Source organism: Nitrospira marina, from assembly GCF_059568365.1.
The window spans coordinates 2310923-2322973 of record NZ_JCANTH010000001.1 but is presented as its reverse complement, the minus strand read 5'-3'; the positions used below and the strand labels follow the sequence as shown (position 1 = coordinate 2322973).

General features: G+C 45.6%; 11 protein-coding genes. 6 read left to right on the top strand and 5 right to left on the bottom strand.

The genetic code is table 11. The annotated features are described in order from the left end of the window. Positions 1 to 77: 77 nt before the first annotated feature. Entirely contained in the window at positions 78 to 1430 is a 1353-nt protein-coding gene (locus LX98_RS09610; protein WP_496428687.1) for a DUF481 domain-containing protein, read from the bottom strand. A 1289-nt stretch (positions 1431 to 2719) separates the two neighbouring features. Beyond that, positions 2720 to 4342 (bottom strand): pentapeptide repeat-containing protein, encoded by a 1623-nt coding sequence (locus tag LX98_RS09605; protein ID WP_496428686.1) that lies wholly within the window; start codon positions 4340 to 4342, stop codon positions 2720 to 2722. 453 nt (positions 4343 to 4795) lie between these two features. On the opposite strand from LX98_RS09605, the gene LX98_RS09600 reads away from it, so the two are divergent. The 5 genes from LX98_RS09600 to LX98_RS09580 all read left to right on the top strand — a co-directional run bounded on the left by LX98_RS09600 (position 4796) and on the right by LX98_RS09580 (position 8052). Continuing rightward, a complete protein-coding gene (locus LX98_RS09600; RefSeq protein ID WP_496428685.1) occupies positions 4796 to 5239 on the top strand; it encodes a DUF3568 family protein in 444 nt (147 codons plus the stop codon). Positions 5240 to 5553: 314 nt separating this feature from the next. Further along, positions 5554 to 6222 (top strand): SOS response-associated peptidase family protein, encoded by a 669-nt coding sequence (locus LX98_RS09595; protein WP_496428684.1) that lies wholly within the window; start codon positions 5554 to 5556, stop codon positions 6220 to 6222. Between the two features lie 590 nt (positions 6223 to 6812). Next, complete coding sequence (locus LX98_RS09590) at positions 6813 to 7298, top strand: hypothetical protein (protein WP_496428683.1); 486 nt, start codon at positions 6813 to 6815, stop codon at positions 7296 to 7298. 72 nt (positions 7299 to 7370) lie between these two features. Next, entirely contained in the window at positions 7371 to 7682 is a 312-nt protein-coding gene (locus LX98_RS09585) for a BON domain-containing protein (RefSeq protein WP_496428682.1), read from the top strand. Positions 7683 to 7746: 64 nt separating this feature from the next. Further along, positions 7747 to 8052, top strand: a complete 306-nt coding sequence (locus LX98_RS09580) for a BON domain-containing protein (protein ID WP_496428681.1) — start codon at positions 7747 to 7749, stop codon at positions 8050 to 8052. 1144 nt (positions 8053 to 9196) lie between these two features. Here the strand turns inward: LX98_RS09580 and LX98_RS09575 are convergent. The 3 genes from LX98_RS09575 to LX98_RS09565 all read right to left on the bottom strand — a co-directional run bounded on the left by LX98_RS09575 (position 9197) and on the right by LX98_RS09565 (position 11546). Further along, positions 9197 to 10210: a hypothetical protein gene (locus LX98_RS09575; protein ID WP_496428680.1), complete on the bottom strand. Its 1014-nt coding sequence runs from the start codon at positions 10208 to 10210 to the stop codon at positions 9197 to 9199. A 113-nt stretch (positions 10211 to 10323) separates the two neighbouring features. Beyond that, positions 10324 to 11076: a c-type heme family protein gene (locus LX98_RS09570; RefSeq protein ID WP_496428679.1), complete on the bottom strand. Its 753-nt coding sequence runs from the start codon at positions 11074 to 11076 to the stop codon at positions 10324 to 10326. A 161-nt stretch (positions 11077 to 11237) separates the two neighbouring features. Further along, positions 11238 to 11546 carry a P-II family nitrogen regulator gene (locus LX98_RS09565; RefSeq protein WP_496428678.1) on the bottom strand — a complete coding sequence of 103 codons (309 nt, stop codon included), beginning with the start codon at positions 11544 to 11546 and terminating at the stop codon, positions 11238 to 11240. A gap of 236 nt (positions 11547 to 11782) precedes the next feature. Here LX98_RS09565 and LX98_RS09560 point away from each other — a divergent pair, with 236 nt between their 5' ends. Then, positions 11783 to 11986 (top strand): hypothetical protein, encoded by a 204-nt coding sequence (locus LX98_RS09560; protein ID WP_496428677.1) that lies wholly within the window; start codon positions 11783 to 11785, stop codon positions 11984 to 11986. Positions 11987 to 12051: the final 65 nt, after the last annotated feature.

Genomic DNA, 12051 nt, shown 5'->3' with positions numbered 1-12051 from the left:
GGGTCTATTTTTGAGTGCCGGAGGGTTCAGTGGTCGTTCGCAGCGGTTGGGAGAAAAGGCGGGAGACTAACCGTCAATCAACTCGAAAACTCATAGCCCAAGGCCCATATGAACGCTTCATCCGATTTTTTCTTCCCTGGCTCCGGGTCGCTGTTGTACCGGTATTCAAATGCCACCTTCAGATACAATTTCCCATACACTTCTATGCGAGCTCCCTGCTCGGAGGTCCACCGTAGGGCAGTACTTCCGCCCACTCCCAGGTCGCGAAATCCTTTTTGGCGGTGATACACCCGTATTCGATCTGAAATCAGATCATACTCCCAATCCACCCCCCACGCAGCGGTAACGGTTTTGGTTGTTCCGGTCTCTTGGAATTTTTCGTAAACAAACGCTGGACCGATGGACCCACTTAAACTATGGCTTGGGGTATCAAAAAATTGATACCCGAGCCCCAGGCTGGTCGTACTCCGAAGATCCAACCCTTGGAACTTATCATATTCGAGGAATTCGTAACTGTTGGCAAACAATCTTTTGGTGAAAAAATAATCATAGCCTAGTGTGCCTCGTGCATTTTTGGCCGTGTTCTCTCCATCGGCCGAGGCAAAGGCATACTTACCGTTTAAAAGGCCACGGTGTCGTTCGGTCCAAATGGTATTGTCCGTTGAGGCGTTCACAGCCGTAGTGTCCGTATTTCCCTTCGTACGATTACCTCCCAGGTCGAAATTTCCTTTATAGCGAAGTTCTGGAATATTGATGGTCTTCACACGCGCGGGCGATATGCCTTCACTTCCACCTAACGCGGTCACAGTCGTACGGGAGGTTTTTAGAAAATCATCTCCATCGGAATCTTTCTCTTCCTCAAAAACTTGAACGGAAAGCGGTGTTCGGGACTGGAGTTGTTCCACCTCATCCCACTGAACCGATATATCTCCCGCATATGTCGTTTCGATAGTAAGGGTCTGTTCTTCCATCGAGACAATGGTTCCGATCAGATGCATGTCATTCTTGAGAGTGATCTCATCTAACTCTGCACTCTCTTCCCCCGCCACGGTATCCTCTTTTGAGCTTTTGATAGCCTTTACGGAATTGAGGGTGATCATCAGGGGAGCCGAGTCCTGGTCTCTCAACACCTGGATTGTCCCGGACTCGGCCAATTGGATTCGGCCTTCATAGATTTCGCCGGAATCCAGAACCACCGTGACCGGTTCTTCAGTCGTTAACCCCGTCACCTCTTTCCAACGGAGCGGAATAGGATTGTGCATACTCGCCGACGCTCTTACCCGGAGGACGCCATTCGTCATGCCAAATATCTTGCCCTTAAGAATGGTGCCATCTTTGAGCGAAATCTGTCCTGAGACGGCGGCATAAAGAGGACCTCCCCCACTGATCAGCGTAATGCTAAGAAGGACGATGAAGAGCTTCAATCTCAATGCAATGATTCTCCCTGGTAGAGAAAATAGCCTTGTGTGTAATTAATCGGATGCTTCATCACAAATCACGGGCAATCAACAATCACTCCTATTAAATGTGATTTCGGACAATTTTACGAAAAACTGTGTAGAAATTGGGTCTGCAACTGAAAGATTTGGCGTGAACGGAAGTTGAGATGGAGCCCACTAACAGTGCACGGTACCCGAAAAGTTTGGGATTATAGCCACAGATTCAACACAAAGCTACCCCGATATAGGCCAGACTGAATAAATTGTGTAACTTTCGAAAAAGGGATATTTCACTTTTATTCAAATGCAAAAAAGGGATAAATCTTTTTTGACGACTGGCGAGGAAAACAAAAGGTGTCCCACATTGTATTTTGGAGAAATATAAGGTTCCTTGGAAAGTTTCGACCGGAAGAGTGACTCCATTAGTCGAGAACAATACTGCGGCAGTGAGCAATGTGACTTTTTTCTGTGCCGAAATGGGGGCATGATTCGGGACACGACGGCAATTGTGACAAAAAAGCCTCTGCCCCATTCGCACGGAACAATACTATGAAGAAGCCGGCGCCGGAAGGGACGAGTGAGTTTTTCTAACCGATTCCGATACCGCCAGTTATTTGTCTGTTCGAAAAGTCACTCAACTCCTACTGTTTTGCTGAGGAGTAATTTAGCAAGCGCCCCGGTGTTTCCCGAGAGTGAATCGGGATTGTACCCAAGCCGTATTGTTTTGCGGATAGTCTGTGTTCCTTGATGAACTTTTCGCCTCAATCAAGTATCCATTTGTGGTGCACAGGACAGATTCTCTGGAGGTGAATGCTTCGCACGTCTGTACTCAGCTCTAGTGTCATCGTGATTGTTCTGTGTTGCCGGGTTTCGCCCCAGCAGGCGAGGCCCTTTTGTTCCGGCAAAAGGCACCAAAAACCAGGGACGCCCCGTCCGGGCTTATTGGAGGGGACGGACGCCAGACAGAGAAGGGCGGACCAACTCGCTCCGCTCAAACAAGGTCCGCCAGGTGGTCAGAGCGTCCATCCCTGTGGCCAGACGGCAGGCGTCGAAGAATTCAGTGAGATTTGGTTGAACCACCAGTATCGCCGAGTGGGTTTTAACGGTCCTTTCAGATGCAACTGTAGCTCAGGCCCTTCGCTTATATCACTTAGTTTGTCAGGGAAAATTCTGAACCGTATTAACAAACTTTTCACGCCTAATTAGTATGCATGGCGCTACGTTTCTTTTAATTGAAAGAAACAGCAGATGGGGTTTCATCTTTTTTTTAAATTTAAAATTCATCTTTTAAAGGCTCGATTGACTGCTAGCACAAAAAGGGTGGCTTGAATGGGAACGAGGATTCTAGCGAGTATGGTGAAGAAATCTCCCCATTCAGATTCGGGTGTGAAGTACAATGGTGAACCGAATGTTACTATCTTGAGAGTATACGCCCATAAAACAGTCCAAAAATCCACACGCTCTAAAGGGGCATCTGCATTTACAAACATTCCGGCTTCAATGAATAATTTAGTAAACCCAACTAAGAGGAGGCTAAGGAAAAATCCTGCCTGACTTGGCTTTTGCCCGTATCCACTAAAAATCCAATAGAACCAGCTTAAGGAAGGCAGAAATCTACGCCACCGGTTTCCTTTTCGTTTTTGGTCCATCTCACCATAGTAAAAATCCCCTGCCCCAGGATAATTCTTCCTATCCTCAAAACTTTGTCTTATTTGCCGATACGCATTTTCAAGCGCCTCCGGCCTTTTATGGTTTGGTTCATAAATGCATTTTCTTTTAAAGATTTTAAGCCGAACTGTTTCTGGCCACTTGACTCTATGCAAATCGACTCCTCGAATGTCGATTCCAACAAGAAGGCATTTGGAAAAGTTTACATCTTGGAATAGTACAAGGTGAGGTTGAAAGAAATACCCACCATCAAAAGATACATTTGAGACTTTTTCTCCATCCGTAAATAGCAAGTTTTCTTCTGTTCCGATAAAAGAGGCACGGGACACAAAATAGGCACCCATTAAAACATCGCCATTGAAGCTTGTTTCCCGGAATGTTGCGGCAGCCTCAAAGAAGGTACCATCAAAGTCGACATTTTCGTGAAATTTGGCATAATTATAAGAACACATTTTCCTGAAAAGTGCTTTTTTAAAGGAAACCTCTCCTTTGAATATAAGGTTATCGAAGGACATTTCCTTTTGGAACTGGGCACCATCAAAATTTAATTGGCCCATGTCAGAGAAACTGACGGTACCATAGGGGGAAGAGAAGGAGACCGGTCCTTGAAATTCGGCATTTCCAAAAAGGACATTTTTTTCAAAATTAGTAGCAGAAAAGGAAACATCTTGTAAGAATTTTGCCCCTTTAAAACTGACATCTTTAAAAAAAGATATTGCCACGTCACCTCCAATAATGACCTTGTTCTGAAAACAAGCTTTATCGAACCGTACATTTTGGAAGAATGTGACGTCCTCTCTGATCACAACTTCTTTTTTAAACGTGGCGTGGGAAAAGGAGATTTCCCCCTCTATACCGCATTGAACGATAGTGACCTTTTCCTGAAATGTGGCAAAATCAAAACTTGTTTCACTGCTATTTTCCCAACCGTGAAAAAAAAGTATCTCCCCCTGGAATGTTGCCTCCGTAAATGATATGGGCCGCCCCCATATTGAGGGATCCTTTGTAGCCACATCCTCTTTCCATTTGTGCAAATCCCATTTCGAAGGGAAAACGAATCCATTGAAACAAAGCCTTCCAAGCTTTTGGGCTCCTGCTTGAACTTCACCTAAGGCTTCTTGAAAATTATGGAAATCCTTTTCAGGATTGGGATCATGTAAGATACAAAAGCAATCGGGATCGTTTGTTTTCCAGGCACATCCAAGGTGTTTACAATGAAATTCTTTTTGGCTCATAAAAAGTACCATTTATAAGAATTACGGAAAACAAACGAAAAAATCATACCAGGAACGGGGAAGCATATCATTCACTTTTTTTAAAGATCGCCTGAGAATTCGCTCAGAAGAAGATTATTTTCCTTTCAACTAGATCTTTTGGAAATTAAGACGATATGTAAGAAGCAATCGGTTTTTTCGTCCCACTTAAACGCCTGGCATATAACAACCCATTCCCAGATGAATTCTTGCGGTAGGTTGGTGCGTTTGACTGTGGGCGCATAAGATTTAAGCCTCAAGGCCGGGATGCTAAGAAGCTGGCACGGTGGTCCCAGGAGGAATGGGCGAATTCGGGTTGCTAGATCCTGGGAAGTTTCTGCTTATTTCATTTAACTCTATTGAGCCGTATCCGATAAAAATATAAATGCGTATGTGAAAGTCTATGATACTCACGATTGCGTTTGAAACGCTCCAATGGGCGACAGGATCGAGCATTCAATGTACTTCAAGCAGATTATTCGTCTGACGAAAAATTATGGCATCATGCTTCTTTTTGTCATGTGGGCCATGCCGCTGATGTCCGGATGCGCTGTTGCGTTGTTTGGTGCTGGGGCGGGAGCCGGTGTCGCAGGCGCGTCCTATGTGATGGGCAAGCTGGAGGATGAAGTCCACGCTCCCGTTTCAAAAGTCCGCCGGGCTACGGTGGCCGCTCTGAAATCATTGGAACTTCCTGTCAACAAAGAGCGGGGAGATAAATTGGCGGCGGAGTTGGAGTCAGAAACGGCTGATCAAAAGAAGGTATGGATCTCGATCACTTCGCTCACTTCCTCCCGGTCAACAATCGTAATTAGGGTGGGACTTCTGGGAGATGAAGCCCGCTCCCGACAGATCTTACAAGCCATTCTTACGCGGTTGTGAATTTCTCAAACCCACCCCTGTTGTTTTTGCAATTTGATGATTCCCAGGTTTGGTTATTCTTTTAAATCATAAAAAACGTTCAGACGGTTTTTCCCTTCATCATGAAAAAGGCTTTACCGTGAAGGATCTAAGGTAATCCCTGGATGGATTCCGTAGGGTGAGACCGAAGAAACGCAATATTTAAGAGATCCATTTAAAAAAGGCTGGGAATTCCCCTGGTTTATGTTATTGGTGCCCGTCAAATTGAAAATTCTTCCCTTTATTTACGAAATTTTGTAGGGTTAGGTTGGATTGGAAATTTAAAAACCCCCATTATGTGCGGTCGCTTCACACGCAAAGAGAATTTCCAGCATTTGGCGGAACAGTTGGGTCTAAAGGTCCTTCCGCCATTGAACCCTCGCTACAATATTGCTCCATCGCAGTTGGTGGCCTGTGTGCGCACAAATCTTGAATCAGGACAAAGAGAATGTACGGAATTGAAGTGGGGACTGGTGCCCTCCTGGGCTAAGGACCCTAGCATCGGAAATAAGTTGATTAATGCCCGCGGAGAGACTGTGGCGGAGAAACCGGCTTTCCGCAAAGCATTTAAACAACAACGCTGCCTGGTCTTGGCCGATGGCTTTTATGAATGGAAACAAGAAGGGAACACAAAACAACCCTATCACGTCCGATTCAAAGATCAACGGCTCTTTGCGTTCGCCGGCTTGTGGGAACGGTGGAAGAAAGACGGGGCGGACCCTCTGGAAACATGCACACTCATTACGACCGCTCCCAATGAAGTTATAAAATCTATCCATCATCGGATGCCGGTCATTTTAACCTCTAAAGATTATGCCGATTGGCTCGATCCATCTTTGCAAGCTATTGAGCGAGTCAACGCGTTACTCCGACCGTATCCACCCGAGGAGATGGAAGCCTATCCCGTCAGTCAGCTCGTGAATAATCCACGACATGATCGGCCTGAATGTGTGGTCCCTATTTAATGAAAGGGAAACTCGGCTGGCATGCTGCGAGAATTGGAGGATGCGCCGGTTGGTGGACTGATATTCACAGAGAAATCTGATCTGATTCTTCGTTTGTCGTGAATTGATCCGTGAAGTTGCCATCTGGAAGTTCATGGGGAGGTTGTCCTGCCATCGAGAGCAAGTCGAATTTGAGGCCACCTGAAAAATAACGATTCCCGATTATGATGGAAATCTATTTCATTATTTGTGTTCTGTAGTACCCTCCAAGTTTAGTAATTCCCATTTTAGTAAGAGGAAGGAAAAGACTAATCTCATTTTGGAATAAGGCCTGTTCTGCTCACTTCGTCTTGGGGAAGGGCCCACCATGGCCAGTCTGTCTCCATTGTCCCCCATCTTATAATTTCCTTCATTTTCCGGGTCCCTAGCTCATTGCTTGTGGGCCGCTACTTCACGGGTCCGTTCCCTTTTAAACATCGGTTTTTATGGGAAAAACCAGGCAAACAAGGGTTTCTGCCAGTTTGTCTGCGCATACTGTCGTGGTACTTATACCCACAGAAAGAGTTTCACCCCCGGTCAGAATAAACCACTTAAGCCCAAATGGAGGTTTTATGAAGATGTACACCTTGAAGACTGTTTTGTCTTTCCCCCTGTTTATGGTGTTTTTCCTTGGTATAGGGTGGACCAGTGCGGTTGCTCAAGAATCTGAAACTTCAAAAGACTCGGCAGCCTTTTCAGACGTCGGTCCTTCCCTTAAAGAACTGGGTGAAGCCCAACGGGACATAGATCGATATGAAGAGGCTCAGGACAATTTCAATGAAAATGTTGATCGATTTATGAATGACCGGATGCGGTACAACGAAGCCAGAGCGAAATTCGATCGAGCCAGATCTCTGTATGAGCAGGAAGAACACCAATTTAATAAAACGTATGAAAAATTTAGCAGAGAGCGGGATCGGTATTTAGAGGCTCGTGATAAATTTGTGGGTGCCCGAGAGAGATTTCAAGATGCACGAAGTAATTTTTTTGGGAGTTCGATAAACGCATCTAGCCCGTCCAGTGCTGGACGAATGGAGGATAGGCCTGATGGCCGATAAGTGAAGTTGATGTATTTCAACGAATTAATGACAAATGTCTTTTTCTTTCACGACAAAAAGGAGCGATACTTTATGAAACAATTACAGACTATGAGATTAGTTGCTTGTCTTTTTATTGTTTCCTTGATGGTGGGATGCGCGGGTGGGCCTCAAAAGGAAAGTTTTGGAGAGCACATTGATGATAGTGTTATCACGACCAAGGTTAAAACCGCTCTCTTGAGTGATCCGGAAGTTTCCGGGATGGATATTAATGTGACGACCTTCAAAGGTCGTGTACAATTAAACGGTTTAGTGAATGATGCTCAGCAAATCGATCAGGCTGCGCAATTGGCAAGGCGAGTCGGTGGGGTCCGGGCAGTCGAGAACAATCTGTCCATCAAATAATGTGACTCTTTTCGCATGGGACACCAGGGATAGCGGAACTTTTTACTGAGAGGAAACGTCAAATATGCAAAGCGGTTTGCTTATGGTCGGGCTTTCTATCATGATGGGGATTTCCATGGGTTGCGCGAGCACCCACCTCCATGAAAGCACGGGAGAGTATGTTGATGATAGCGTTATAACGACGAAAGTAAAGACCGCTCTTCTCCGTTGTCCCATGGTGTCCGGCACTGCAGTCCATGTCGAGACGTTTAAAAATCGCGTGCAACTCAGTGGCTTTGTTGATGAAATGGAGCAAATAGAACAGGCGATTAAATTATCCAGAGAAATTGAGGGAGTGGGTTTGGTTGAAAATCGAATGAGTGTAAAATGAATAATAAATTTTTGAATCAAACCCACTCTCTCATTAGGGAGAAATTGGGAATTTTGTTTTTTTGCTCTCACTGGAGTTCCATTTTTTCTAAATAAGAGCAATCAACCTACCCAGGGTTTTCCTGCCCCCTCTTAGCCTTCCATTCCCTCTAACGCGACAGATGGCGCCGTACCCACTCTTCGGCTCACAAATTAAACACCTATTGCCACATCCAGTGATAAGCTGACAGGCTTTCGGGCGGTGCCATACTTTCCAGATAATGAGTAGCAAATATAAAAAACAATATCCCGAAAATAATTAAAATTATCCGTTCCGTGAATGATGGGGAATTCTTCCGCGATCGGACCATATTTTTTTGAAATTTATCCCTCCGTTCAAGGAGGATTTTCCCGCGATCCTCCCGGAAAAAATAGTTCTCATACATAACGATTTACTCCATTAGAAAGTGTTGGAATTTCAGGCGAAGTCTTTCGGTGTTTGATTACAGATCCCATGGTTAACGTCTCCCGCTCTGGTTAAAGTAAATATACGCAAACACCGTACCCAAATATCGAAAAAGTAGATTCCACTTCAATTTCATAGAGCAATTATTTTATCCCGGTATATCTGTCCAAGAAGAGATAAAAAATCTTTAAAAATCCCCATTCCTAAAAGAAATTTTAGGCTGATTGCGAGAAGTCAATAGCAACTTCCTGGATAAACGTTTGGGTCGGGGTAGTGTTCACTATGCTTTCATAATTAATTTCAAACGGGATAAGTACAAAAATGAACAGATCGCATGTTGCAAAATCGCACATATTTATCGTGATACTCTGAGAAAAAGAAATTCCACTATGTTGAATGGCCTGTCATCCAAATGTCTTTGATTCAAACACATGGCTAGGCCGGAACAAGCTTGCCATGTCTTGTTGATTGGAAAAACCGCTTGGGGCTGATAGTGAGATTTAATGGAAAGCCAGACAGAGCCCACAGTCTCCCTCTTCTCTAACCTTCAAAGGAGAGGGAGGGATAAATCGGAAGGATTTGAGGGTGGGCATATCACATGAAATAATCACTCTTATACTAAGGCCATTGTGGGCACTTTTAAAAATCATGATCCAACTAGTCAAGGAAGGATTATGACTGTGGGGGAATGAACGGGACTTTATTGTATGGGGTTGAGAAGAATGATACGGGACTTGCCGTCGTGAGAATTTCCAATGCCGGCAATTTGGTTGCCATCATTTATGCAACAGGGGTGAATGGATTTCCAGTCTGCTTTTTGAGCCAGTAACAATTTGAGGTCCAGCATTTTCCCGTCTCTATAAAGAAAGCCACGGGAGCCGCTCATCCCCACGATGTATCCTGATTGATTGATATCCAATGCGGTGCTTTCCTGACCATCGAGGGTTCCCAGGTCAGACATTTTTCCATCCGCATAGAGAAAAGCATGGGGCCGATTGGAGCCAGCCACAGCGGCGCTGCCGACCACCTTGCCCAGGTCGTTAATACTATTGGCCCTGCTTTCGGTTCCCCCAAGCGTCCCCAAATCAATCATCCGGTCTTGTGTGTACAAGAAGGCATGAGTTTCATCGCGATATGTGCTCGAATAGCCGACCACTTGTTCGTTATTATTAATGTCTGTGGCCACGCTTTCTTTCCCTCCGAGGGTGCCCAGGTCCGTGAGCCTTCGCCCGCGATAGAGGAAGGCGTGTCGTTCTGATGGAGCGGTTGAATTTCTCTCTAAATGGGGAATGAGTGTAAACCATCCCACGACGAACGCGGCATTATTGACGGCAAGTGCCATTCCGGGAGACTTGGCAAAAAGTGAAATATCTATAAATTTCCCATCACTGTAAATGAATGCATCACGTCCAATATTTCCCACTATTTGAGATCTGGAATTGATGCCCATTATCCGACAGCCAACTCCACCACATGCCCCGAGGTCGATGTTCTTTTTTCCGTCGAACCACCAGCCATGGTTTCTCGTCAAACTGAGCGGTGCTGTGCCAACGATCTGCCCGTCATTGGTCAGATCCTCAACTGTGCCGCCAGGCACGAGCACTCCGATATCCCGGATTGCGTAGGTTTCCCCGGCTGTGGCAGGAGTGGTAAAAGCAATGGAACCCGTGAAAATAAGCATAGGCAAAAGAAATCGACCGACCAACAAAGTCATTTTTTTATCCCTTTCACTGTCCAATGCCCGATGGCTACTGATGAGTTGGCATATTGTTCCGTTGACCTATCTGATTTGTTGCTTTCTTAAGGTAATGGGAAACCCCGAGCCGCTCATCGTTGGTCCATTGGCAATGACACACTAATCGCCCCGGCTAAATCACCTTCGTGCGCTCCTTCTTTTGGGTATCCGGAAATGTCCAATTGGCCGGCTGGTTCCCCATGACATTGTAGGCAATCATTCTCAAAATAGATCGGAATGAGGAGGCGGAGGTTGTTATCTTCTCCCGGCACCTCGCTAATCGTCACAGACTGACTTGGTTGGGTCAACAATCGTTGTAACACGGCAGCTTCATAAGGATCCGGGGCATTCTTCGGGTTTCGTGGTTGCAACGTGGTCTGTTTGAGCCCAATGCCAGATCTACTAGAAAACCGCTCAGAGACGCGGCTGCCAAAAGTGGCGGGAATGAAATTCTTAAACCCGACTCCCGTTTGATTAATAACCGGCTGTGCTTCAGCGACGACTTCTTTGCTCGATTTCAATAACTCGCCTAAGACCTTTATCACGCTTCCACGCAGATGGGTCAGGGCTGGTTTCGTGAGGTCGACTCCGGTACGGATACGAAATTCCTCAATCACCTGTCGTTCAAACACCTCAGGGGTGAATCCTTTGTTGTCTCGATCGGGATCATTGATTAGGGATTGATTCCGGTCAATGACGACCCGACCTGCGCTTAGGAGCATGGCAATAAGCCGGGCTTCTTCTTCTGCTTGATAAACCGACATGTTCATTCCAGCAATCGGATTCGATAAGATAAATAAGCTGAGAATGACACCTACCAATAATCCTCGTCCATAAAACTGCATGACATTCTCCTTTGTCTCATGCCTGGTAATCTCCAGAGCTTTCCCGGTTTCCCTTTTGTGCAGGAGGTGCCTGCAAGAAGTCATGAATAAAGGTTTATTTTCCACCAGGACTCCAGTTCTGGCTTCGGCCAGGACGCTCATGTTGGAATGAAATAGGTTGGTTAATTGTCGACGAGGGGCATGAGGACGTCAACCTCATGTCTGAATACTGTAATGGCATAGAAAGGTTCCATTGTTCGTTCGATCTCTTCAAAGATCCTATGCGCAACTGATTGGGAAACCACTAGGAGCATCTTGGTTGTCTGGTCACTTTCCAAATTGCCGCTCCGGTGTCCATGTGTGCCGCATCCTGCAGCGACCTCTTCGATCGTATAGCCCGTCGCTCCCGCCCGTTTCACCAGATCTTTGAGATTCGGTACCACACCACTTTCGGCAATGATGGTAACCAGTACTGCCTTAACTGCGGGCATTTTGCACCTCCAGGTTTTTCATCATTTAATTAAAGTACGATGATCATGTTTGGATATGAACTACGTCGTTTTTCTAAATGAATTCCCCTTGATGAAGAGCGAGTGCTTGCTCATAATTTTTTCTTAACCATGTTCTGTCTGAATGGGCCGTCCTCCATATTCGGGCGGTCGGGGAGTTTTAGAATCTTGCATATGGCCATACTGAACATTCAGAGATCCCCATTGCAGGAGGATGAATGGCAACTCGAAACGAGGCTGAGGTCCCCAGCAAGAAATTGGAGATTGTTAAAGAAGTCACACTATTTGGTGGAGAAGTTTACGAAGCCCTTAAAGAACGTGTTTCAATTATCCAAAGTGTTTCAGATAATATCTACCCTAGCGCCCAATGGATGTTCCACCCCGTTCCCGTGGAATGTGAGAAAACCTCTCCTTTGGATTGATTTGTTCCAAGAGGCATACCTATTCACACAAAAGATGGTGGCCGTTTTTTACTTTTCCTTAAGCA

What these genes read in the sequence shown, in the direction of transcription:
- LX98_RS09605 (WP_496428686.1), bottom strand. Translation starts at nt 4,342, where the DNA reads ATGAGCCAAAAAGAATTTCATTGTAAACACCTTGGATGTGCCTGGAAA.
- LX98_RS09600 (WP_496428685.1), top strand. Translation starts at nt 4,796, where the DNA reads ATGGGCGACAGGATCGAGCATTCAATGTACTTCAAGCAGATTATTCGT.
- LX98_RS09595 (WP_496428684.1), top strand. Translation starts at nt 5,554, where the DNA reads ATGTGCGGTCGCTTCACACGCAAAGAGAATTTCCAGCATTTGGCGGAA.
- LX98_RS09590 (WP_496428683.1), top strand. Translation starts at nt 6,813, where the DNA reads ATGAAGATGTACACCTTGAAGACTGTTTTGTCTTTCCCCCTGTTTATG.
- LX98_RS09585 (WP_496428682.1), top strand. Translation starts at nt 7,371, where the DNA reads ATGAAACAATTACAGACTATGAGATTAGTTGCTTGTCTTTTTATTGTT.
- LX98_RS09580 (WP_496428681.1), top strand. Translation starts at nt 7,747, where the DNA reads ATGCAAAGCGGTTTGCTTATGGTCGGGCTTTCTATCATGATGGGGATT.
- LX98_RS09575 (WP_496428680.1), bottom strand. Translation starts at nt 10,210, where the DNA reads ATGACTTTGTTGGTCGGTCGATTTCTTTTGCCTATGCTTATTTTCACG.
- LX98_RS09570 (WP_496428679.1), bottom strand. Translation starts at nt 11,076, where the DNA reads ATGCAGTTTTATGGACGAGGATTATTGGTAGGTGTCATTCTCAGCTTA.
- LX98_RS09565 (WP_496428678.1), bottom strand. Translation starts at nt 11,546, where the DNA reads ATGCCCGCAGTTAAGGCAGTACTGGTTACCATCATTGCCGAAAGTGGT.
- LX98_RS09560 (WP_496428677.1), top strand. Translation starts at nt 11,783, where the DNA reads ATGGCAACTCGAAACGAGGCTGAGGTCCCCAGCAAGAAATTGGAGATT.